The organism is Halomonas sp. Cn5-12 (assembly GCF_021532545.1).
Taxonomy (GTDB): domain Bacteria; phylum Pseudomonadota; class Gammaproteobacteria; order Pseudomonadales; family Halomonadaceae; genus Vreelandella; species Vreelandella aquamarina.
The window spans coordinates 64,296-86,248 of record NZ_JAKGAY010000001.1; the positions used below are offsets into that span (position 1 = coordinate 64,296).

22 protein-coding genes are annotated in these 21,953 nt (G+C 55.0%); 5 read left to right on the forward strand and 17 right to left on the reverse strand.

The annotated features are described in order from the left end of the window. Window positions 1–59: 59 nt before the first annotated feature. The 4 genes from dcd to cobA form a co-directional block, all read right to left on the reverse strand. The gene (gene dcd, locus L1249_RS00310) at window positions 60–626 is read right to left on the reverse strand and encodes a dCTP deaminase (protein WP_044628317.1); all 567 of its coding nucleotides are present in this window, start codon (window positions 624–626) and stop codon (window positions 60–62) included. An 11-nt stretch (window positions 627–637) separates the two neighbouring features. Next, window positions 638–1,438: an iron-sulfur cluster carrier protein ApbC gene (gene apbC, locus L1249_RS00315; protein ID WP_052509914.1), complete on the reverse strand. Its 801-nt coding sequence runs from the start codon at window positions 1,436–1,438 to the stop codon at window positions 638–640. 152 nt (window positions 1,439–1,590) lie between these two features. Continuing rightward, on the reverse strand, window positions 1,591–2,757 hold the full coding sequence (locus tag L1249_RS00320) for a kinesin (protein WP_235252946.1): 1,167 nt from the start codon (window positions 2,755–2,757) through the stop codon (window positions 1,591–1,593). A gap of 146 nt (window positions 2,758–2,903) precedes the next feature. Then, a complete protein-coding gene (cobA, locus tag L1249_RS00325; RefSeq protein ID WP_089674513.1) occupies window positions 2,904–3,764 on the reverse strand; it encodes a uroporphyrinogen-III C-methyltransferase in 861 nt (286 codons plus the stop codon). Between the two features lie 242 nt (window positions 3,765–4,006). Between cobA and L1249_RS00330 the strand changes: the two genes are divergently transcribed. The 4 genes from L1249_RS00330 (at window position 4,007) to L1249_RS00345 (ending at window position 8,209) form a co-directional block, all read left to right on the forward strand. Further along, window positions 4,007–4,918 carry a GGDEF domain-containing protein gene (locus L1249_RS00330; protein WP_235252957.1) on the forward strand — a complete coding sequence of 304 codons (912 nt, stop codon included), beginning with the start codon at window positions 4,007–4,009 and terminating at the stop codon, window positions 4,916–4,918. Between the two features lie 29 nt (window positions 4,919–4,947). After that, window positions 4,948–5,286: a 4a-hydroxytetrahydrobiopterin dehydratase gene (locus L1249_RS00335; protein WP_235252959.1), complete on the forward strand. Its 339-nt coding sequence runs from the start codon at window positions 4,948–4,950 to the stop codon at window positions 5,284–5,286. Continuing rightward, window positions 5,287–6,477, forward strand: a complete 1,191-nt coding sequence (locus L1249_RS00340; RefSeq protein ID WP_235252960.1) for an amino acid aminotransferase — start codon at window positions 5,287–5,289, stop codon at window positions 6,475–6,477. Between the two features lie 247 nt (window positions 6,478–6,724). Next, a complete protein-coding gene (locus L1249_RS00345) occupies window positions 6,725–8,209 on the forward strand; it encodes an NCS2 family permease (protein WP_228168385.1) in 1,485 nt (494 codons plus the stop codon). Between the two features lies 1 nt (window position 8,210). On the opposite strand, the gene L1249_RS00350 is transcribed toward L1249_RS00345, so the two are convergent. From L1249_RS00350 to L1249_RS00360, 3 genes are all read right to left on the reverse strand, one after another. After that, window positions 8,211–9,545, reverse strand: a complete 1,335-nt coding sequence (locus L1249_RS00350; protein WP_172515673.1) for an MATE family efflux transporter — start codon at window positions 9,543–9,545, stop codon at window positions 8,211–8,213. A 104-nt stretch (window positions 9,546–9,649) separates the two neighbouring features. After that, entirely contained in the window at window positions 9,650–10,234 is a 585-nt protein-coding gene (locus tag L1249_RS00355) for a YceI family protein (RefSeq protein WP_228168387.1), read from the reverse strand. A gap of 87 nt (window positions 10,235–10,321) precedes the next feature. After that, window positions 10,322–10,879, reverse strand: coding sequence for a cytochrome b (locus tag L1249_RS00360; RefSeq protein ID WP_228168388.1), 558 nt, complete (start codon window positions 10,877–10,879; stop codon window positions 10,322–10,324). A gap of 334 nt (window positions 10,880–11,213) precedes the next feature. Here L1249_RS00360 and L1249_RS00365 point away from each other — a divergent pair, with 334 nt between their 5' ends. Next, window positions 11,214–11,492 carry a hypothetical protein gene (locus tag L1249_RS00365; protein WP_044628325.1) on the forward strand — a complete coding sequence of 93 codons (279 nt, stop codon included), beginning with the start codon at window positions 11,214–11,216 and terminating at the stop codon, window positions 11,490–11,492. A gap of 100 nt (window positions 11,493–11,592) precedes the next feature. Here L1249_RS00365 and L1249_RS00370 read toward each other — a convergent pair whose 3' ends face one another. The 10 genes from L1249_RS00370 to truA form a co-directional block, all read right to left on the reverse strand. Further along, window positions 11,593–12,792, reverse strand: coding sequence for an O-succinylhomoserine sulfhydrylase (locus tag L1249_RS00370; RefSeq protein ID WP_058578080.1), 1,200 nt, complete (start codon window positions 12,790–12,792; stop codon window positions 11,593–11,595). A 101-nt stretch (window positions 12,793–12,893) separates the two neighbouring features. Then, window positions 12,894–14,414 carry an amidophosphoribosyltransferase gene (gene purF, locus L1249_RS00375; protein ID WP_058578079.1) on the reverse strand — a complete coding sequence of 507 codons (1,521 nt, stop codon included), beginning with the start codon at window positions 14,412–14,414 and terminating at the stop codon, window positions 12,894–12,896. Between the two features lie 114 nt (window positions 14,415–14,528). Continuing rightward, window positions 14,529–15,107: a CvpA family protein gene (locus tag L1249_RS00380; protein ID WP_044628328.1), complete on the reverse strand. Its 579-nt coding sequence runs from the start codon at window positions 15,105–15,107 to the stop codon at window positions 14,529–14,531. 2 nt (window positions 15,108–15,109) lie between these two features. Next, on the reverse strand, window positions 15,110–15,805 hold the full coding sequence (locus tag L1249_RS00385) for an SPOR domain-containing protein (RefSeq protein ID WP_058578078.1): 696 nt from the start codon (window positions 15,803–15,805) through the stop codon (window positions 15,110–15,112). Window positions 15,806–15,822: 17 nt separating this feature from the next. Beyond that, complete coding sequence (gene folC / locus L1249_RS00390) at window positions 15,823–17,130, reverse strand: bifunctional tetrahydrofolate synthase/dihydrofolate synthase (protein WP_228168391.1); 1,308 nt, start codon at window positions 17,128–17,130, stop codon at window positions 15,823–15,825. Next, window positions 17,108–18,106: an acetyl-CoA carboxylase, carboxyltransferase subunit beta gene (gene accD / locus L1249_RS00395; protein ID WP_058578077.1), complete on the reverse strand. Its 999-nt coding sequence runs from the start codon at window positions 18,104–18,106 to the stop codon at window positions 17,108–17,110. The genes folC and accD overlap by 23 nt, the downstream gene beginning before the upstream one ends. 92 nt (window positions 18,107–18,198) lie before the next feature. Beyond that, window positions 18,199–19,002, reverse strand: coding sequence for a tryptophan synthase subunit alpha (trpA, locus tag L1249_RS00400; protein ID WP_044628332.1), 804 nt, complete (start codon window positions 19,000–19,002; stop codon window positions 18,199–18,201). 8 nt (window positions 19,003–19,010) lie between these two features. After that, the gene (gene trpB, locus L1249_RS00405; protein WP_044628333.1) at window positions 19,011–20,249 is read right to left on the reverse strand and encodes a tryptophan synthase subunit beta; all 1,239 of its coding nucleotides are present in this window, start codon (window positions 20,247–20,249) and stop codon (window positions 19,011–19,013) included. Between the two features lie 109 nt (window positions 20,250–20,358). Beyond that, window positions 20,359–20,994, reverse strand: coding sequence for a phosphoribosylanthranilate isomerase (locus L1249_RS00410; protein WP_044628334.1), 636 nt, complete (start codon window positions 20,992–20,994; stop codon window positions 20,359–20,361). After that, window positions 20,991–21,929: a tRNA pseudouridine(38-40) synthase TruA gene (gene truA, locus L1249_RS00415; protein WP_058578076.1), complete on the reverse strand. Its 939-nt coding sequence runs from the start codon at window positions 21,927–21,929 to the stop codon at window positions 20,991–20,993. The genes L1249_RS00410 and truA overlap by 4 nt, the downstream gene beginning before the upstream one ends. Between the last annotated feature and the right edge of the window lie 24 nt (window positions 21,930–21,953).

A 21,953-nucleotide genomic window follows, 5' to 3' on the forward strand; every position in this document is an offset into this window, starting at 1 on the left:
TTAAAAAAAGCCTTGCCGCAGTGATGCGGCAAGGCTTTTTTAGTAGCACAGAAGGCGTATTAGGTACGCGGCAACGTCACGCCACGTTGGCCCATGTACTTACCACCCCTATCTTTATAAGAGGTTTCACACACCTCATCCGACTCCAGGAAGAGCATCTGGGCGACGCCTTCATGGGCATAGATCTTCGCGGGCAGGTTGGTGGTGTTGGAGAATTCCAGCGTCACGTGTCCTTCCCACTCAGGCTCCAGCGGCGTCACGTTGACGATGATGCCACAGCGCGCGTAGGTGGATTTGCCCAGACAAATGGTCAGCACATTACGCGGGATGCGGAAATACTCCACCGTCCGCGCCAGCGCAAAAGAGTTTGGCGGAATGATGCAAACATCGCCCTTCACATCGACAAAGCTTTTGTCGTCGAAGGCTTTAGGGTCAACAATCGCCGAGTGAATGTTGGTAAATACCTTAAACTCATCGGCGCAGCGTACATCGTAGCCGTAGCTGGAAGTGCCATAGGAGATCACCCGCTGATCGTTCACATAGCGCACCTGCTCTGCCTCGAAAGGCTCGATCATGGCATCGCTTTGCGCCATTCGGCGAATCCACTTGTCTGATTTAATGCTCATCGGTTACTTCATCACTCGCTAAAAGAAATCGTAGGGCCGCCGCTTTGGCTAGCACTGACGGACTGCGCTACTTGGCTGGCAATCTCGGCAAAGGTACGGCTAACGGCACTGTCTGGCTCGGAAACCACGCTTGGGCGTCCAGAATCTGCCAGCTCGCGAATCGACAGGGTCAGCGGCAAACGTCCCAACACGGTAGTGTCGTACTCCTCTGCAATACGATCGCCACCGCCAGTGCCAAAAATAGCGGCTTCATGGCCGCACTTCTCGCAGTGGTACAGGCTCATGTTCTCCACCACGCCCAGCACTGGCACGTTCACTTTGCGGAACATTTCGATGCCTTTACGGGCATCCAATAGCGCGATGTCCTGTGGTGTCGTGACGATCACAGCACCAGATACCGGCACTTTCTGCGCCAGCGTTAGCTGGATGTCACCCGTGCCCGGCGGCATATCGATCAGCAGAAAATCCAGGTTGTCCCACTGGGTTTGGGTCAGCATCTGTTGAAACGCACCCACTACCATCGGGCCACGCCACACCATGGCATCCCGCGTGTTAACCATAAACGCCATCGACATGGCCTGAATACCGTGGGCTTCCAACGGCAGAAACTTATTATCTGCCGCCGCCTGAGGACGCACACCCTCTTCTACACCCAGCATTTGTGCCTGGCTGGGGCCATAAATATCGGCATCCAAAACGCCTACACGATAGCCCTGTGCAGACAACGCCAGCGCTAAATTGACGGTCACGGTGGATTTACCAACGCCACCTTTGCCGGATGCCACTGCCACAATATGTTTTACACCATCCATCAATGGCACTCCCGTTGTTTGTTTATCGTGAACATGGCGTGAATGATACTCCTCAGCGGTCTATTTCTAAACCAACAAACAAAAGCGGATGTGGGAAACCACCCCACATCCGCTAAAGGAGTTATCAACCCCCGGAAGCCACGGCGCCGTGCTTAGTTGCTGCTTGGCTGGCTCTCTTCAGCCGCTTGGGCATCTTCGCTCTCTGCATTGTTGTCATCACCAGCGCTATCTTCTTGGTCCTGGCCTTCCTGATTTTGCTGATCTTGTTGGTTTTGCTGTTCACCCGTTAGGCTGGGCACCTCACCAGAGGCAGCATCTTCTACGTTTAAACGCTCATCCAGCGCAGAGAGTTCATCGCGCCACTCGCTCAACTGCGCTTCTAAACGTGCTAGCTGCTCTTCACGGGTTTCGATATCGCTCTCGACCTTAGCCACTTCATCGCGACCGATATCCAGTGCCACCATCAGGTCGTCCATTTCAGTGCGAACCTGCTCTAGGCTTTGCTGCTCTTCTTCGCGCAGCTGAGTTAAAGAGTCCACTTCTGATTGCAGCGAGTCACGCTCTTCAACCACGTTATCGCGCTCATCCTGCAAGGTTTGCAGCTCGCTCTCCTGGGCAGCAATTTCCTCTTCAAGCGCCGCTAAGCGCTCATTGGCATCCGTCACTTGGGTTTCAAGATCGCTTAGCTTGGTTTCAGCGGCGCCTAGCTCTTCAACAGCTTGCTGACGCTGCTCTTCAGCTTCCTGACGAGCAGACTCTGCCTGCTGACGAGCGTCCTCAGCACTTTGGCGAGCTTCTTCAACCTGCTGAAGCGACGCCTCCGCCTCATCGCGCTCACTTACCACTTGCTCACGCTCTTCACGAAGCGACTGCAACTCGCTTTCGGTGCTAGCAAGCTGCTCTTCCAAAGCAGTGACTTCCTGCTGCAGCGTTTCACGCTGGCTTTCTAACTCTTCAAGACGAGACTGTACGCTGCTGACATCTCCCTGAGCAGACTCAAGGCTGGCGGTTGCCTCTGCTTGCTGCTGCTCTAAAGACGCCATTTCATCGCGCATCGCGGTCAAATCAGTTTCGGCCTGCTCTACTTCCGACAGGCGCTGGCTGAGCTCAGTATTCTCTTGCTCAACGCTGGCGAGCTGCCCTTCAAGCGCCTCTACACGCTCCTGGTGGGTGCCTGAATTGGATTGCGCCATAATGGCCCAGATCACCGCAATGGCTGCAATACCGGCAATACCTTTGACCCGGTTATCCTTAAACAGCGTTTTCATATCCGGCTTGTGGCCTGGCGTGTACTGATCTGAACGGTTTTCTTCTGACATGCTGCGCCCCTCTTTTTGCTTGGCTACTGGCGTTAGCAGCGTTAGTGGCAAGTAGCACGATAAGTGAATGATCGTTTTTTAAAAGTGTTCTTTACTAGCATACACAGACAATTACATAACGCCACCCGGCTTGGCTCTCAAAACGCTCAACCATCTGTTAAACGCGCATGCTTACCCTCTGAAAAACCAACTGCTGTTCCGCTATCAGTCTCAAACCATGAAAGCGTCCGGTGCAGCGATACCACGCTACCAATTATTAACAGCGTGGGTGGCTTAATGTCACCTGCTAAAAAGCCATCCGGCAAATGCTGTAGTGTGCCTATGTGGGTTCGTTGCTGTTGTGTAGTGCCTTGCTCAATCAGTGCAAGAGGTGTTGCTGGGTTTAAACCATGAGCAATCAGCTCCTGACAGATCAACGTGAGATTGCTCAACCCCATATAAAACACCAGCGTTTGGCCAGGCTGAGCTAAGGTGGGCCAATCTAGGGTAAATTCGCCATGCTGAAGATGTCCGGTCACAAACCGCACCGACTGCGCATGGTCGCGATGCGTCAACGGAATGCCCGCATAAGCTGCACATCCGGAAGCGGCGGTAATGCCAGGCACTACCTCAACGGGCACATTAGCGGCGACCAGCGTTTCAAGCTCTTCACCACCGCGCCCAAAAATAAATGGATCACCGCCTTTCAGGCGTACCACCTGCTTTCCTTGCCTAGCCCACTCTACCAGCGATTGATTGATATCCTCCTGCGGGACGCTATGGGAGGAGCGCGCTTTGCCCACGTAGTGGCGCGCGGTCTCTGCGGGTAACAGTGCCAAAATTTCATCGCTAACCAAGCGGTCATACAGCACGACTTCCGCACTCAAAAGTCGTTTGTAAGCCTTTAACGTTAATAAATCAGGGTCTCCTGGGCCAGCCCCTACCAAGCTAACGCGCCCCTGGGAACGCGGCGCCGCTTCAGATGCTGTTGCCGTAACGGCGCCCGTGTGTAATTTCTGCGTAACCAAAGCGACCACCAAATAGAATTAAATTATTTTTTAATATTTCAAAAAAAGAATAAAAAGCATAATCCGCCCAACTTTTGTCATTTTTACGGCAAAACAACAAAAATGGAATAGATAAGCAATTTTTAATTACCAAAAAATATTAAAAAAAGATGAATTGTCAGCAAAAGCTTACATATTGTTTACGATTTTACCGCTAATCTTCACGGCTAAATTACAACAGGCATAAAATTGGAGATTCACGCATGCCCGTGAATGATGCACCTGTACCTCCTGTCGCCATTCCTCAAAGTGCTGATACCTTAGTTCCACATATCCCTGGGGTGCTTTTTCAATTCTATCGCTCCCATAGCGGCCATATGCACTTCCCTTACCTAGAGGGCGGCGGCATGGCGCTTGCTTATGTTGACAGACAGCAGCTAGCGACCAATGCAAGCCAACTAATCGAACAGTTGACAGGTAATGATCACCCTAAGGTGATGTCAGCCATTGAGCGCTCCGCGCGCTGGATGCTGCCGTTAAATACGCGTTTCAGGCTGCCCTTTCCTAAAGCAAAACCGCACTGGATCGCCGTTAGCGCTAACCCCGAGCCAATGGAGACGGGGGTACGCTGGAACGGCATTATGCTGGATATTACTGACCAAGTGCTGGAAGAGCTTCGCTTGCGCAAACTAAGCGATACCGACCCGCTGACCGGCCTACCTAATCGGCGCAAACTGATGGGGCAATTAACCCACCTCACATCGCTGAGCACACGCCACGGTACGCCGCTTTCGATTATGATGATCGACATCGACCACTTCAAACGGCTCAACGACCGCTGGGGTCATCTACAAGGTGATAGCGTTCTGGCACAGCTAGCCGATGTGACGCAGTCACTGCTTCGCTGTGAAGATATGGTGGCAAGGCTAGGAGGTGAAGAGTTTATGGTAGTGCTGCCGCTTACCTCGCTGCAGCAATGCCATAAGCTTGCCGACCGTTTACGCCACACCATTGCAGACTACGATTTTGGCATTGGCCAGGGTAACGTCACACTCAGCATTGGCGTGGCTGAATATCGTTGCGGAGAGCCACTGGTGAGCCTGATCGAACGGGCCGATCGAGCGTTATATAGTGCAAAGGATGTTGGTCGTGACTGTGTCTGCCTTCTACCCTGATAGATAAGTCAACCCTGGAGACTAACACTATGACATCTCTTGCTCAGTCGCAGTGCGAACCCTGCAGCGGTAGCGCTATACCGCTCTCTTATGACGCATGCCAAGCGCATCTTAAGGCGCTTCCAGAGTGGCAGATTATCGAGCACGATGGCATCATGAAGCTGACGAGACAATTTACGTTTCGTAATTTTGCTGATGCGCTAGCGTTTAGCCAGCGTGTTGGTGATGTCGCAGAGCAGGCTGGCCATCACCCAGCATTGGTGACCGAGTGGGGCAAAACCACGGTGACGTGGTGGTCTCATAAAATAAACGGCCTGCATCTTAATGACTTCATTCTTGCCGCCAGAACCGACGAGGTAGCCGAATAAATGTTTGAGCAAATTGAGCGAGTCCCTGGAGATGCCATTCTCGGGCTGATCGAAGCTTTCAAAAAAGATACCAACCCGCAGAAAGTGGACCTTGGTGTTGGTGTATACCGCGACGCCGCTGGCAACACGCCGGTCATGCGCGCCGTCAAGGAAGCAGAAGCTCGCCTGCTCAAGAATGAAACCACCAAAACCTACATTGGCTCCCACGGTGCACCCGCTTATGGCAATGTCGTTCTGCCGATGGTATTGGGCGCTGACTCTGCGGTGCTAAAAGCCAACCGCGCCAGCGCTACCCAGTCCCCTGGCGGCACCGGTGCCTTACGTCTGGCAGCCGACTTTATTGCCAGCCAACTGCCAGGTAAAGGCATTTGGGTCAGCGACCCCACTTGGCCGAACCACCACGGTATTTTCACCGCTGCCGGCATTGAACTGCATAAGTACCCCTATGTAGATGCCGACAACCGTTTAGATTTTGATGGTATGTTGGCCGCGCTGAAAAAGATCCCCGAAGGCGATGTAGTGGTATTGCATGCCTGCTGCCACAACCCGACCGGTTTTGATCTTTCTCAACAGCAGTGGCAAGAAGTGCTGGCGGTACTGAAAGAGCGCCATTTGTTGCCACTCGTCGACTTCGCTTACCAAGGTTTCGGTGAAGGCCTTGATGAAGACGCCTATGGCGTTCGCCTGCTAGCTGAAAACCTGGATGAAGTGATCATCACCAGTTCCTGCTCCAAGAACTTTGGCATTTACTGTGAGCGCACAGGCTGCTTAATTCTAGTCGCTAAAGACGCAGAGCAGATGGAGAACGTTCGCTCCCAGGTGGCTATTGTGGCCCGTGAAAACTACTCTAACCCGCCAGCCCACGGCGGTGCGATTGTCAGCGAGATTTTGCATGATGCAGAGCTTTCTGCCATGTGGCGCGAAGAGCTGACCGAAATGCGTGACCGGATCAACACGCTGCGTCGTGACTTCGTTGATGCGCTGAAGCCTTACGGTCTCGATGAGAAGTACGCCTGCGTTGCCGAGCAGCGCGGCATGTTCTCTTACACCGGCCTCACACCGGAACAGGTAGATCGTCTGCGCGACGAGTTCGGCATCTATATGGTGCGCTCTGGCCGCGCGAACGTGGCAGGCTTCTCCCATGAAAATCTGCCCTACCTCGCCAAAGCCATTGCTGCGGTTAACGACTAACCAACAGCATACGCTATCCACGCCCAGGCCAAGCGCCTGGGCGTTTTTGTTGGTAACAACTGGCTATTTCGAAAAGCCATAAGATTATCAACCCCTTGGCAAATGTTGTGTACAATTGCGCGTTCGCCGCCAGAGCCTGGGGCGCCCGCGCGGCGCTCGCTGCAAAGCAACGCTTGACCGATTAGTCAAATATTCGGCACACTCAGCGCTGCCTTGTATACAACACACCATAACCAAGAGGCCTAACATGGCGGCTGCCAACACTCACTACCCGTGGTACAAAAAAGAAGATACCGACGCCTTCTTCGCGCTCTTTCAAAACAATATTGCCAACTTCGTTATCATCGCGATTACGATGTTAGGCATGGGGTTCCCCACCTCGATTGTTTACGGCCAAGTACTCCCCGGCGCCGCAGTTGCGGTGATGGTAGGCAATTTTTATTACGCTTGGAGTGCCTCAAGACTTGCTCGCAACGAGAACCGCAGCGACGTTACCGCCCTCTCCTACGGCATCTCTACCCCCGTAATGTTTGTGTTTCTATTTGGCGTCCTGTTACCTGCCAAACAGCTAACGGGTGATGCGGAGCTAGCCTGGAAAGTCGCCGTGGCAGCCTGCTTTATCAGCGGTGCTATTGAAGCCGTGATTAGCGTGATTGGCCGCTGGGTGCAATATCACCTCCCCCGTGCCGCCATGTTGGGGGCAGTCGCGGGCGTAGCGCTGACGTTTATTGCCGGTGAAATGCTGTTCAAAACGCTGGAAATGCCCGTCATCGGCTTGTTGGTACTGGGTATTATTATTGTCGGTTTGGTTGCCCGGGTTAGCATGCCCTTCAAGCTGCCCACCTCACTGTTTGCCATTGTCGTTGGCACCGCCATGGCCTATCTGATTGGCGATGCGGGTAGCGAGCGATTCAGCGATGCCTTCACTCATTTGGGCTTTTACCCGCTGCTACCTAACCTCGCCTGGTTTGAAGGGCTAGGCCTGCTGTTTACCGGTATGCTGGCCGTGCTCACCGTCGTGCTACCGATTACTCTCTATAACGCCATCGAAACTATGAACAATGTCGAGGCAATGGAAGCCGCAGGGGACAAATACGACGTGCGTGAATGCCAAGCGGTAGACGGAGTAGGCACCATGATCGGCGCGCTGTTTGGTGGCGTATTCCCAACGACGGTTTATATCGCTACGGTGGGCGCGAAATGGATGGGCGCGGGTCGCGGTTACAGCCTGCTCAACGGTGCCGTCTATGCACTGGCCACCATGTTTGGGCTGATTGCCGCCCTGGCCGCCATTATTCCGGTCTCCGTCGTTGCCCCCATTCTGGTATTTGTGGGCATGTCGATGATTGCCACGGCGTTCCAAGCTAACGATACCCGCTACTACCCCGCCATTGCGCTGGCCATGTTGCCCTACTTCGCCAACTACGTCATGACACGCTTTAACCGGGGTGCAGGCGAAGTTGTGAGCGATATCTCCAGCGCAATTGTGGTGATGGGGCAAGGCGCTATGTTTATGGCCATTTTCTTGGGCGCCATGACGGTGTCTGTGATTGATCATCAATTCCGACGGGCGGCCGCGTTTGCTGTGATAGCTGCAGGCTTCTCGTTTGTCGGCTTAATGCATGCGCCCAAACTCGCTTTTAACGCCGCGCCGGAATTTGTGATGGGCTACTTAGCCATGGCCCTGCTGTTTACGTACTTCTCGTTCCAAGAAGCCCCCTATAAACGCTAAGCTAGCCTGACGCTCCCGCCTGCCGATGCGGGCGGGAGAGGATACGCTTCAGCAAGACCCAGGCCGTTAGCCCGGCCAGTAAATTGCCGATAGCTGCACCAGCAGCGAGGCCCGTCCAGCCAAATAGCGCTGCCCCTAGCCATAAACAGGGCAGGTAGCAGATAAACAGCCGCGCACTAGAAAGCAGCATTGCCCTAAGCGGCCATCCCAGCGCATTACCGGCCGATACGACCAGCATACAGACACCAAGTGCCGCATAGCTTGGCAGCATAAAGCGAATCAGCAGAGCAAGTTCACTCTGCACCTCTGGATTGCCCGCCAAGGCCATGGCCACCCACGGCGACGCTAACGCCAGCAGCACGCCAAGGCTTAGCTGCCAGATCACGGCCACTTTTAATGCTAGGCGCATAAGCTGCTGAATTTGCCCCCAATCCCCCGCGCCATAACAGCGCCCCAGCCAAGGGGGCAACGACATGGTCATCGCTAAAATCACCATGAGCGATAGCGTCTCAAGGCGACTCGCTAACCCCCACGCCGCTACTTGGGTGTCGCCTAAGCCCGCCACTGCGGCAATGGCAAGCATTGCCGCCAGCGGCGGCATTAACTGGCTGACCATCGCGGGAGCGGCAATGCCTGTAAAAGGCCGCCATGAGCGCACAGCTTCTTGCCCAATATCATCCATTGTCGCCCACTGACAGCGCCGCAATTTAGCCCCTGTTAGCAACAGCCCAACGGAAAACGCCACGGCAGTCGCCCACGCTGCCCCCGGAAGCCCCCAACCTTCCCAGCCACCTACACCAAAAATAAACAGCGGATCGAGCGCTAGGTTGATCAGGCTACTGAGCACCATCATCTTGCCGGGCATGCGTGTATCACCGTGAGCACGAAAAACGCTATACATAAAGTAAAGCAGCGCCCCTAACCAGGCAGAAAATAGCTGAGGCCCCCAGTAGGCACGAATATACGTCAGCGCCGTTTCGTCCGCCCCCAGCAGCTGAAAGAGCGGCACCTGAAGCAGCCATAACGCCACTGCCAGTACGGCAATCACCGCCCCACCAGCAATCAGCACCAGACTGGAGAGCCGCTTGGCCCTCGCCTGCTCTCCTGCTCCTAATGCTCTGGAAATCAGCGCGGCGATGGCAATGCCCATTCCCACCTGTATACCAATGATCAAAAACGACAGAGGAAAGGTAAACGACTGAGCCGCCAGCGGCGCAGTGCCTAAACGTGCGATAAACGCACTGTCCACAAGCTGAAAACCCAATAGCGCCAGTACGCCAATGGCCATCGGCCACGTTTGCCGCCATAGGGTTATCGCCAACTCGCGTTGTTGCATGACAGCTGCCAAAAACTGACTCCTTAGCGTCATAAATGTAGGAATACTAAACGCAAAAAAACGCCACCACCCGTTAGGGTGGCGGCGTTTTTAAACCGTATCGCTTACTGGCGAATACCTTCAAACGTCACGTACAGCTCAACTTCGTGCATAACTTCCGGGAAATCGCTCATGTTAATACCGAAATCGCCGAGGGTAAGCATCGTGCTGCCTTCAAAACCTGCACGGTAATTGCCCCAGGGATCTTCACCTTCGCCCATCAGGGTTACCGGCATTTCGATCTCTTGCGTTTGGCCGTGCAGCGTCAACTCACCCGTAACCACACCTTCGTTATCGCCGGTAGACTCAAAGCTGGTAGACGTGAAAGTAGCGGTAGGGAATTCGCTGGCATTCAGGAAGTCACCACTCAAGATGTGACGGTCACGCTCAGCATGATTACTGGTCAGACTATCAATTTGAACTTCCATTTCGACAGAAGAAGCGTCCAGATCGTCAGCATCGTAAGAGAACTGGCCGCCGAACTCTTCAAAGCTGCCCAGGATGTAGGAGAAGCCCAGGTGGTTAATTTTGAATTGAACGAAGGCGTGCTGGCCTTCCGTATCAATCTGGTAGTCCGCTGCCTGTGCTTGGCTCAAAGGAACCATCGCCGCTGCCGCTACGGCCACTGCCATTACGCTTTTCTTCATCATTATTTCCATCTCCTTTCTTTCCTTTATGGGCACTGTCGGCATTGCCTCTACCTTACCCGACAGCGTTCAAAAATTGTCACCCAGCAATCAGAGGCTGGTTCGGCTATAGCGGGGGTTTACCATCCGACTCAGCGTTGTATGACGATACCGGTAGTGATGTACTAACGCTGCCAGGGCATGACCACCCGCCAACAGCATTAGCGCAATCGCGCTATACCAATGAACCTCCCCCGCAAGGCTTGCCTGATTCGGCAGATCGTACAGCACCGCAGGAATCTCAAACCATCCAAACACGCTAATACCGCGGCCATTCGCTGTGGAAATCAAATAGCCACTGGTCAACACAAGCAGTAATAGTACATAAAGCGCTATATGGCCTAGATGTGCCGCCGCGCGTTCAATGCGGCTACCTTCTGCCGCAGGCGTGGGCTGTACAAAACGCCAAATCAAGCGGCCTACAGTCACCAACAGTAACAAAATACCTATCGAGCGATGAACCCAGGGGCCTTGGTTATACCAAGGATCGTAATAACCCAATCCGGTCATCCACCAGCCCAAAATAAACAACCCAATGATCGCCAGGGCACTGAGCCAGTGAAAAAGAATACTAATGACACCCCAACCGCTGCGTGTGTTCCGCAACATCCTTGATTCCCCATATAAAACTGCCCGCAAGGGTCTGCCCGCTCGTTTCGTAATGAGCATACCGTTTCACCGGCAAAAACTCTGCTGAAAAAAGCAGAATACATCGTTCGTAAAAACCATTGGTTATGTCGCTAATGACTCTGATGCTTCTTCACAAATTCTCCACGACATGTTCCAAGCCTAGCATCTTAGACGAAAGTTTAAAAAATCGAACAAACCCAGCAATTTTAATCAATTTTACTATTTGTTTAGCGCACTTATTATTAGCGCACTTTCTGACACGACACATCACAACGCTTTTAAACGAATCCACTATCTATAGAGAGTATGACCCATGAAAAAATTGACCCTTATTTCCGCTATCGCCCTAACATTGACCTCTACAGCGGCTCTAGCCGAACAAGGCTCTGCTGAGCTCAATGAAATCGTTCAGGCCAGCTCTTCTGTGAACCACAGCACAGAAAGCTTAAACCTGACGCCCGCTGATCTGACGCGTGTAAACGGTGATGCTGCTAAAAACACCGTTATCGAGCCTAGCTCTGAAGCGCGTCACTCAAACAGCAACAATGACCAGATTGCGCAGTCTGACCTGCCGCATCGCAACGCCTCCTAAGACAGGTAAGCGCTGCTGTCCAACGCAGAAACGCTTAGCTCCTTAGATGACAAAAACCCACCTCACGGTGGGTTTTTTATTTAGCTTGAACCAATGTTCCTTACTGGGCGGCTAGTACATCTAGGCCTCGTGCCAAGTCACGCTGAATATCTTCCTGACTTTCAAGCCCAACAGCCACACGAACCAAGCCCGGCGAAATGCCTGCCGCCGCTTTTTGTGCGTCCGAGAGACGGCCATGCGTGGTGGTTGCCGGATGCGTAATAGTGGTTTTTACATCACCTAAGTTCCCGGTAATGGAAAGCATGCGCGTGGCATCAATGACCTGCCAAGCGCCCTCTTGCCCACCTTTCACCTCAAAACCGAGCACCGCACCAAAGCCCTGCTGCTGCTGTTTCGCTAACACATGTTGAGGATGTGCTTCCAGCCCGCTGTAGTAGACGCGGTTGACGGCCGGGTGCTGATCTAGCCAGAGCGCCAGTGCCAGTGCGTTTTCACAGTGCGCTTTCATACGCAGTGAGAGGGTTTCCAAGCCTTTGGTGAAAATCCACGCATTAAACGGGCTCATGCAAGGTCCACAGGTGCGCACGACACCAAAAACTTCTTCCAGCACGTCATGCTTGCCTACCACGGCTCCGCCTACTGCGCGTCCCTGACCATCCAGATATTTCGTGGCAGAGTGAATGACCAAGTCCGCACCTAGCGCGATAGGCTTTTGCAGTGCGGGGGTCAAAAAGCAGTTATCAATGGCGAGCAGTGCACCGCTACGCTTGGCGAGCGCCGCCAGCGCAGGGATATCCGCCACTTCGGAAAGCGGGTTTGAAGGCGTTTCAGCAAACAGCAGCTTGGTCTTAGGGCTGATCGCCTCTTCCCACGCGGCCAAGTTGGAAAGCTCCACATAGCGCGTTGTGATACCGAACTTGCCCAGATACTTATCAAACAGGCTGACCGTGGAGCCAAATAGCGAACGAGACGCCACAATCTCATCGCCTGCCGAAAGCAGTGCCAGCGCCGTTGAGAGAATGGCTGACATGCCAGAGCTAGTCGCCACGCAGCGTTCACCATCTTCAAGCGCCGCTAGACGGCGCTCGAAGGTATGTACGGTAGGGTTCGTAAAGCGCGAGTAAACATTGCCTGGCTCTTTACCACCAAACTTGCGTGCCGCCTCGGCAGCACTCTCGTACACAAAGCTTGATGTGGGAAAAATGGGTTCCGAGTGCTCCTGCTCAAACGTGCGGTGGTGGCCCGAGCGAATAGCGAGCGTCTCAAGCGACCACTCATCCTGATGGCTATCTTCGTGCATGGCAGAGCCCCTTATTCCAAACGCGATTTCAAAATGCTAATTATTGCACCACATACACATTTCTCCTGCGGGCCACTTGGGCACCGCAGGTAGCGTGACACTTAATCGTCCAGATCGTCGTCTTGATTATGCATATCGACCAGCGCGTGGTCACCCGCGCTCTGATCTTTTGCTGCATCGTTACGGCTGGCTTCCAAGACGGCCAAATACGCATCGTCGATGTCGCCAGTGACGTAGTTACCGTCAAACACTGAACAGTCGAAGGCTTCCATGTCAGGATTTACTTCGCGGCAGGCGTCTTTGAGATCTTCCAGATCCTGATAGAAGATGCGGTCGGCACCGATCAGCTGCCCAACTTCCTCTTCAGTACGACCATGGGCGATCAGCTCAGACGCCGCTGGCATATCAATCCCATAAACGTTGGGGTAACGAACGGGCGGCGCGGCAGAGGCAAAGTAAACCTTACGCGCACCGGCATCTCGCGCCATCTGAATAATCTGTTTGCAGGTGGTACCTCGTACGATGGAGTCATCCACTAGCAGTACATTCTTGCCTTTGAACTCCACATCAATGGCGTTCAGCTTTTGGCGTACCGATTTTTTGCGCTGGGTTTGACCCGGCATAATAAAGGTACGGCCAATGTAACGGTTCTTCATAAAGCCTTCGCGGTAGGTCACGCCGAGATGCTGAGCCATCTCTAGAGCGGAAGTACGCGAGGTATCGGGAATCGGAATAACCACATCGATATCGTGATCCGGCCACTCGCTCAAGATGCGATCACCCAGCTTACGACCCATCTGCATCCGCGTGCCGTAAACGTAAGCACCGTCCAGGATAGAGTCAGGACGCGCCAGATAAACATGCTCAAAAATGCACGAGCGTAGCTGTGGGCGATCTGCACATACCTGGGTGTGTACTTGCCCCTGCATATCAACAAAAATCGCTTCGCCGGGGCCAAGGTCGCGTTCCAGCTCGAAGCCACCCACGTCCAGGGCCACCGACTCAGAGGCAATCATCACCTCTTGGCCATCAGCATCCTGACGGGTACCAAACACCACCGGACGAATACCGTGAGGGTCACGGAACGCCACCATACCAAACCCATTAATAATCGCGACCGCCGCGTAGCCGCCTTTGCAGCGCCGGTGCACTCTACGAACCGCATCGAAAATATCCTCAGCCTCTAGATGCAGCCCCTGCTTGCCCAATTCATGGGCGAACACATTCAACAGCACTTCCGAGTCAGAGCTGGTATTGATATGGCGAAGATCCGTGGAGAACAGCTCCTGCTTCAACTGCTCTGAGTTGGTCAGGTTACCGTTGTGGGCCAGCGCAATGCCGTAAGGAGAGTTAACGTAGAAAGGCTGTGATTCTGCCTCACTGGAGGAGCCAGCTGTCGGATAGCGAACGTGACCAATGCCCAGGTTGCCTTTCAGGCGTGCCATGTGGCGAGTATGGAAGACGTCACGAACTAATCCGTTACTCTTGCGCAGTAGGAAGCGTCCCTCATTCCAAGTCATCATTCCGGCAGCGTCTTGGCCCCGATGCTGAAGTACGGTCAGGGCATCGTAGATTCCCTGATTTACTGCCTGCTTGGCCAGAAGGCCCACTATACCGCACATTCCAGTTACCTCGCTTTAATACCATGGCTTACTGACGCAAGCCCGTACGTTCATCAAACTGACAAGCACTGGCGCTGGAAGCAGCACCAGCGGAGAATTTTCTGGCAGTTCCCGTTACTCAACCTCAGGGGCGCTGCTGGAGGGTAGCGTCGGCTGTGGGCGACGCAGTTCAGGTAGTGAAATATCGCGCAGCGACTCAGGCGGTGTCGGCAGCTCCCGCTCCCATTGGTCTAGCTGGCTGACCGCCCAATCGCGAAGCTCAATAAAGGTTGGCCGTAACGATGCTTGCTGCCAAGCCTGGAGCTCAGCCAGCGGCGTTAGGGTAATCAACACAGTAGCCACTAGCAGAATCACCGCCCCGCGGGCTATCCCAAAGGCAGCACCTGCAAATCGATTCAACAACCCCATGCCAACCCATTCAACGGCCGCATGCACCACGCGAATAACAATGCCACATAACAGAATGACGGCAAAAATCACCAGAGCAAATGCCAGCACTAAGCGTGCATCAAAGCTCTCAATAAAGCCGCTCATTAACTCTGCAACGGGCTCCGCCAAAACACGTGCGACCATTAACGCAACGACCCAAGCAGCTAAGCCAAGCGACTCGCGCACGAAACCGCGCACAAAGCCCGCCAGCATCGAAAGCCCAAGAACGGCTAAAAACAGCGCATCAATCCAGGTCAATGCCATCGTTAATCTCTTACTCGAACAAGCAAACCCTGCACATTAATACGCTGTTTGATAAGCGCCATCGCTGCCTCACCATCCTCAGACGTGGCGTAAGGGCCTACTAATACAGTAGTCAGATTGTTATCACGGGCGCGCTGAAACACGCTAAAACCTTCACCGCTTAGCTGGTCGCTAATACGCTGGGCATTGGCGGTATCACCAAAGCTGCCCACCTGGACTGCCCACTCACCCTGCTGCTGAGCAGAGGGTGCTACGGAGGCACCGCTATTGCGGCTCTCATTCGCTGCGACCAGCGCGGCAATGGGGTCTTCTTGCGGCGGAGAATCCGGTTCACGGCTGGGCTGCGAAGGCGCTTGTTGGCTAGGCTCGGCAGCAGCGGTTTGCGACGATGAACCTTCATCAGAACTAGAGCTCGCTACTTGATCTGTTTGTGGCGCTCGAGGTATTTCCTCTATCGGCTCATCCAGCGCTTCATCGGTAAGGACAGGTGACGACGGTGCAGGTGTATCAATGGTGTCAGGCATGTCAGGCACGGGCACATCTTGACGCTCCACATCCACAGGCTGTTCGATTACAAAGGTGGGCTGAGGGCGCTCTTCCCGAGGTGCGGGGTCGCTCATCAACCAAGGGACAACGATGGCCAGTAGCGCCAGCAGTATCACGATGCCACTAATGCGTTCCGTTTTACCGTATTTCATATCCCTCTCCATCAAGCTTAGCGTGCCCGCGGCGCTGCTTGCGGCAGTGGCATGGCCAGTAACTCAGCTACCGTGAAGAATGAGCCGGTGGCCAGCACGCGGTCCTCTGGGGCTAGCTGCTTGGCAAGCTTGGCAACCCCCGCTGCGGGGGAGTCGGCGCAATAATACACGTGTCCGCCCAGCGACGTAATACGTTTGGCTAACTCGTCTGCAGAACGGCCACGCTCACCTTCAAGGGTAACGCACACCCAGTCCGTGATACTTGGCAAAAGCGCCTGAATCACACCGTCGGCATCTTTGTCGTTAAGCATACCAATCAACGCCCACTGACGACCCCCTTTGGGTGGTGCGGGCAAACGGCGGGCCACGTAGTGTGCCGCATGAGGGTTATGCCCTACGTCCAAACACCACTGCCCTACCCACTGCATTCGCCCGGAGAGCGTTACCGTACGCAGCGCTTTGCGCACCGTGTTTAACTGCAAAGTGACACCCGCTAAGGCCAGCGCTTGAAGCGCCGTGGCGGCATTATCAATTGGCAATCCAGGGTCTGGTAAACCATCCAGCGAAAGTGTACTGCCATCGGCAGTAAGGCCATGCCAGCACCAGGGGTTGCCTACCGTCTCACCAGCGCTATGACTGAAGGCGGTGCCTAGTGCGTAGCTATGGGCCGCTATCGCTATTGCTGATTCCAACACGCTTGGCGGAAGCGACTGGCTACCTAGCACAGCGGGTTTTAGCGGGCGAAAAATACCCGCCTTTTCTCGCCCGATCTGTTCAAGATCGTTGCCTAGAAAATTCGCGTGATCAAGCGCAATCGTGGTCACGATAGCCACATCCGCGTCAATAATATTCACCGCGTCTAAACGGCCGCCCAGCCCCACTTCCAGAATCGCAATATCCAATGTGGCATTAGCCAAGCACCACAGCGCACACAGCGTGCCAGCTTCGAAATACGTGAGGCTAATTGAAGGCTCTTGTAAACGGGCGCTTTCTACTTGCTGAAAGCCTTCCACCAAACGCTGGTCGCTGGCTTCCCGGCCATCCACCGTCACGCGTTCGTTGTAACGCAGCAAGTGCGGAGAGGTATAAGTACCCGCCCGTAACCCGTGGGCACGAGCGACAGCATCTATCATGGCAAGGGTAGACCCCTTGCCATTGGTACCTGCTACCGTGATGACCTGTTTCGCAATGGCGCGCTCTAGCAACCCCATACGCTTGGCCACCAGAGAAACACGCTCCAGCCCCATATCGATCCCTACGGGATGCAGGGTTTCAAGGTGATGAAGCCATTCGGCTAAGGTATTAGGCATTGCGTGAAGCGTCATCGCTCGTCGCGTGACGAGAATCCGCTTGAGCAGATGTCTCTGCCGCTTCCGCTAGCTGCTCTTCATTGGCCACCGGCTCAACCACGTCAGCTTCGGGCAGATCACCTTCAGCAGGGTTAGCACTTTGATGTGTCAGCTTACGTAGCACGCCACCCACGCGGGCACGCATATCGTGGCGGTGAACAATCATGTCCACCGTGCCGTGCTCTAGCAGGAACTCACTGCGCTGGAAACCTTCCGGCAGCGTTTCACGCACGGTTTGCTCAATAACACGGGGGCCAGCAAAACCAATTAGCGCGTTGGGCTCGGCAATATTTAGATCGCCCAACATCGCCAAGGAAGCCGAAACACCACCAAACACGGGGTCAGTCAGCACCGAAATATAGGGCACGCCCGCCTGCTTGAGTTTCTCAAGGGCCGCTGAGGTTTTCGCCATCTGCATCAGCGAGAACAGCGCTTCCTGCATACGCGCACCACCCGAGGCAGCAAAGCAGACCAACGGAATGCCCTCTTCCAGAGCGATGGTGGCGGCACGTACAAATTTCTCACCCACCACAGCGCCCATAGAACCACCCATAAAGGTGAACTCAAACGCCACAGCAACGATCGGCAAGCCATCCAGCTCGCCGCGCATCGCCACCAGCGCGTCTTTCTCGCCAGTCTCTTTTTGCGCTGCGGTCAGGCGGTCTTTGTACTTCTTGGAGTCGCGGAATTTGAGGCGATCATTCGGCTCAATCTCTGCCGCGATCTCTTCGCGCCCCTGTTTATCCAGGAACCAGTCCAAGCGTTTGCGCGCCGTTAAGCGTAAATGATGCTCACACTTGGGGCATACGCTGTGATGTTTCTCTAATTCAGGCAGGTAGAGAACGGCTTCACATTTGGGACATTTACGCCAGAGACCATCGGGCACGCTGGCACGACGGTCTTTACGCTGGATACGCCCCATGGAGGGCACGATCTTGTCTAACCAGCTCATATCAAAAAGGCTTCCGTGTACGTCAAGGCTTGGCAGCGCCAAGCCTGATGAGTGTCGTCAATCAATTCAGTGTAGACGATGAGGGAACGCGCTTAGGCGTCCATCGCGGTGCGCATTTCTGCCAGCACGCTTTTTAACTGCCCGGCGATCGTTTCAGGCGCATCGACGCTATCGGCAATACGGTTAACCAGTGCACTGCCCACAATCACGCCGTCGGCAACTTTTGCCACTTCGGCAGCCGTCACACCATCGCGAATACCAAAACCAACGCAAAGCGGTAAATCGGTCATATCCCGCAGCGGCGCAAGGTGCTCGGCCACGTCTTCAGCGTTCAACGTGGCCGCACCGGTGACACCTTTCAGCGAAACATAGTAAAGGTAGCCCTCACCGTGGGCGCATATTGTAGCGGCACGGGCGTGGGAAGTGGTAGGCGCAACGAGGAAAATCGCAGCCAAGTCCCGGGCTTTCAACAGCGGACCGAACTCTTCGGCCTCTTCAGGCGGCATATCCACCACCAGCACGCCATCCACCCCAACGCTTGCGGCCTTGTCGGCAAACATTTCGTAACCGATGCGCTCGATGGGGTTGAGATAGCCCATCAAGACGATGGGCGTCGTGGTGTCGGTCTGGCGGAATTCGGCCACCATGTCCAGCAGATCGACCAAGCGGGTGCCCTGTTTCAGCGCCCGCTCGCAGGCTTTCTGAATCACCGGGCCATCGGCCATGGGGTCTGAAAATGGCACCCCAAGCTCGATCACGTCGGCACCCGCCTCGACCAGGGCATGCATGAAGCCCACTGTGTACTGCGGTGCTGGATCGCCTGCGGTGATATAAGGAATCAGGGCTTTGCGACCCTGCTGCTTCAATTCTGAAAAACGCTGGTCAATACGATTCATGCTCGCCCTTAAAACTCGATGCCGTCGATTTTCGCAACGGTCATGATGTCTTTATCACCACGACCCGAGAGGTTCACCACGATATGCTGATCCGGACGCATGGTGGGGGCCAGCACCTTGGCATGGGCCAACGCATGGGCCGACTCCAGCGCGGGCATGATGCCCTCCATGTGGGTCAGCTCACGGAAAGCTTCCAGCACCTCTTTATCGTTCGCGGCTACATAGTTAACCCGGCCCACGTCTTTCCACAGCGCGTGTTCGGGGCCAACGCCGGGATAATCTAGGCCTGCAGAAATAGAGTGCGTATCCGACACCTGCCCCGCCTCATCCGACATCAGGTAAGTTCGGTTGCCGTGCAGCACGCCACGCGGCGCGTTAGATGAGAGCGGTGCGGCGTGACGGCCTGTCTCTACCCCATCGCCACCGGCTTCCACGCCGTACATGGCCACTGCGTCATCTTCTACAAACGGGTAGAAAAGCCCCAGTGCGTTGGAGCCACCGCCCACGCAGGCGACCAGCGCATCGGGTAAACGGCCGATTTGCTCTAGTGACTGGCGACGGGCTTCGCGGCCCACCACGGCATTAAAATCACGCACCAACTGCGGATATGGGTGCGGACCCGCCACGGTACCGATGATATAGAAGGTATTATCCACGTTCGTTACCCAGTCGCGCAGGGCTTCGTTCATGGCGTCTTTAAGTGTACGGGTGCCAGACTCCACCGGGATAACCCGGGCACCCAGCAGACGCATGCGGTAAACGTTGAGCTTCTGGCGCTGCACATCGGCAGCCCCCATATAGATATCGCACTCAAGGCCCAAGCGGGCGGCTACAGTGGCTGTGGCAACGCCGTGCTGGCCAGCACCGGTTTCAGCAATCACGCGCGGCTTGCCGGTCTTTTTCGCCAACAGCGCCTGACCAATGGTGTTATTAACCTTATGAGCGCCCGTGTGGTTGAGGTCTTCCCGCTTCAGCCAGATTTGCGCGCCGCCTAACGACTCTGACCAGCGCTTGGCGTGATACAGCGGAGAAGGACGGCCAACGTAGTGAGCCAGGTCACGATCAAACTCGGCCTGAAAATCCGGATCATCACGCAAACTCAGATAAATCTGCTCCAACTCTTCCAGCGCAAAGCTTAAGGTTTCTGACACAAACCGGCCGCCGTAGGGGCCAAAATGACCACGGGCATCCGGCATTCGGGTCAGGTCGCTGAACTTGGTTTCAGTTGCTGAGACAGTCACAGGCATACCTCACAGGATCGCCAGAAAAGGCAAAAATGAATGAACAAACGTCTAGCGCGCCCACGTTCGCGGTGAGCCACGCATCGTAATTCTGAGTGCACACAGGTGGTAACGCTTAATGCGTATTGGCCTGCGCCACATGACGAACAAAAGCGGCCATTAACTCGGCCTCTTTAACACCGGGGGATGCCTCAATACCGCCTGAAACATCAACCGCATACGGCGCTACCTGAGTCACCGCGGCGGCAATATTATTGGCTGTTAGCCCACCCGCGAGGATAACAGGTTTTTCCAAGGTTGCGGGGATTCTAGACCAATCAAAGGTCTCGCCAGTTCCACCCGGCACGCCCGGGCGGTAGGCATCTAACAGCAGCGCTTGCGCCGCCGCGTACTCTTTTGCCGCCTCGTGTAGGTCGATGTCATCGCGCATGCGCAGCGCTTTAATCCAGGGCCGCCCAAACTGTTGGCAAAACGCCGCCGACTCATCGCCGTGGAACTGAATAAGATCTAAATGCGGCAGACACTGCTCAATCAGCTCGGCAGGCTGGTTCACAAATAGCCCCACGCGGGTCACAAACGCAGGCACCTGTGCGGCAAGTACCCGCAGGGCCTCAGGGGTAATGCTGCGGCTACTTTTCGGCCACATCACAAAACCTAGCGCATCGACACCCAATGCCACCGCTTTGGCGATATCTTCGGGGCGAGTGAGCCCACAAAATTTGATACGCGTGCGTGTCATCAGCTGGCTCATGAGGAAGTCTCCTGCTGCTCAGGTTTCGCTTGCTTGGAGAACGTCAGCCGCCGCCTTGCGGCCACCCGAGGGCTTTCCGGCAATACGCGCTCTCCGGTCCACTCCCCAGTAAAGGCGAGTAGATTCGGGCCTAGCGGCTCTTTGGGTAGCTCGAAACGCTCATCGTAGATGGAGTCGACGAAATGCAGGCCGCAGGCAGGCGCCGTGACATCGCCCTTCTGGCGATTTTTCATCGCCAGCAGGCGCTCAATATGCCCTTCGTCCTGCGCCCCCCGGCCAACGCTGGCCAGCGCTCCGGCAATGTTACGGATCATGTGATGCAGGAAGGCATTACCTTGGATATCGATCACCACCAGCGGGCCGTGACGCTTCACTTCCACAAAGTGCATTTGCCGCCAGGGGGTTTTCGACTGACAACCGGCGGCGCGAAAACTACTGAAGTCATGCTCGCCAACCAACGCCTGGGCAGCACGATGCATGGCATCGGCATCCAGCGGGTCGCGACACCAGGTGACGTTGTGGCGCTCCATGACCGGGCGGCTGATCTGATTCAGAAAGATATAGCGGTAACGGCGCGCCAGCGCGCCAAGGCGCGAATGAAAATCGTCGGACACCGGCTTCACCCAACGCACCGCCACGTCTCTGGGTAGATTGGTATTGGCGCCAAAGATCCAGGCCTTTTCGGTACGCTGTACCGGCGGGTCGAAGTGAATCACTTGGCGCGTGGCGTGTACACCTGAATCTGTGCGCCCACTGGCATGGATACGTACCGGCGCGCCAGCCACCTTGGCTAACGCATCCTCGATGGCCTGCTGGACAGAGGCCGCATGCTTTAAACGCTGGAAGCCGCAAAAGCGTGAGCCATCGTACTCAACGCCCATCGCCAAACGGCCAGCCAGCGGTTGTGTCTCATCAAAGTGGTAGAACAGCGTCATCGAGCCACGTCATTTAGAGGATTT

Coding starts and splice junctions, on each gene's coding strand:
- dcd (WP_044628317.1), bottom strand. CDS start 626: ATGAGCATTAAATCAGACAAGTGGATTCGCCGAATGGCGCAAAGCGAT.
- apbC (WP_052509914.1), bottom strand. CDS start 1,438: ATGGATGGTGTAAAACATATTGTGGCAGTGGCATCCGGCAAAGGTGGC.
- L1249_RS00320 (WP_235252946.1), bottom strand. CDS start 2,757: ATGTCAGAAGAAAACCGTTCAGATCAGTACACGCCAGGCCACAAGCCG.
- L1249_RS00330 (WP_235252957.1), top strand. CDS start 4,007: ATGCCCGTGAATGATGCACCTGTACCTCCTGTCGCCATTCCTCAAAGT.
- L1249_RS00335 (WP_235252959.1), top strand. CDS start 4,948: ATGACATCTCTTGCTCAGTCGCAGTGCGAACCCTGCAGCGGTAGCGCT.
- L1249_RS00340 (WP_235252960.1), top strand. CDS start 5,287: ATGTTTGAGCAAATTGAGCGAGTCCCTGGAGATGCCATTCTCGGGCTG.
- L1249_RS00345 (WP_228168385.1), top strand. CDS start 6,725: ATGGCGGCTGCCAACACTCACTACCCGTGGTACAAAAAAGAAGATACC.
- L1249_RS00350 (WP_172515673.1), bottom strand. CDS start 9,545: ATGCAACAACGCGAGTTGGCGATAACCCTATGGCGGCAAACGTGGCCG.
- L1249_RS00355 (WP_228168387.1), bottom strand. CDS start 10,234: ATGATGAAGAAAAGCGTAATGGCAGTGGCCGTAGCGGCAGCGGCGATG.
- L1249_RS00360 (WP_228168388.1), bottom strand. CDS start 10,879: ATGTTGCGGAACACACGCAGCGGTTGGGGTGTCATTAGTATTCTTTTT.
- L1249_RS00365 (WP_044628325.1), top strand. CDS start 11,214: ATGAAAAAATTGACCCTTATTTCCGCTATCGCCCTAACATTGACCTCT.
- L1249_RS00370 (WP_058578080.1), bottom strand. CDS start 12,792: ATGCACGAAGATAGCCATCAGGATGAGTGGTCGCTTGAGACGCTCGCT.
- purF (WP_058578079.1), bottom strand. CDS start 14,414: ATGTGCGGTATAGTGGGCCTTCTGGCCAAGCAGGCAGTAAATCAGGGA.
- L1249_RS00380 (WP_044628328.1), bottom strand. CDS start 15,107: ATGGCATTGACCTGGATTGATGCGCTGTTTTTAGCCGTTCTTGGGCTT.
- L1249_RS00385 (WP_058578078.1), bottom strand. CDS start 15,805: ATGAAATACGGTAAAACGGAACGCATTAGTGGCATCGTGATACTGCTG.
- folC (WP_228168391.1), bottom strand. CDS start 17,130: ATGACGCTTCACGCAATGCCTAATACCTTAGCCGAATGGCTTCATCAC.
- accD (WP_058578077.1), bottom strand. CDS start 18,106: ATGAGCTGGTTAGACAAGATCGTGCCCTCCATGGGGCGTATCCAGCGT.
- trpA (WP_044628332.1), bottom strand. CDS start 19,002: ATGAATCGTATTGACCAGCGTTTTTCAGAATTGAAGCAGCAGGGTCGC.
- trpB (WP_044628333.1), bottom strand. CDS start 20,249: ATGCCTGTGACTGTCTCAGCAACTGAAACCAAGTTCAGCGACCTGACC.
- L1249_RS00410 (WP_044628334.1), bottom strand. CDS start 20,994: ATGAGCCAGCTGATGACACGCACGCGTATCAAATTTTGTGGGCTCACT.
- truA (WP_058578076.1), bottom strand. CDS start 21,929: ATGACGCTGTTCTACCACTTTGATGAGACACAACCGCTGGCTGGCCGT.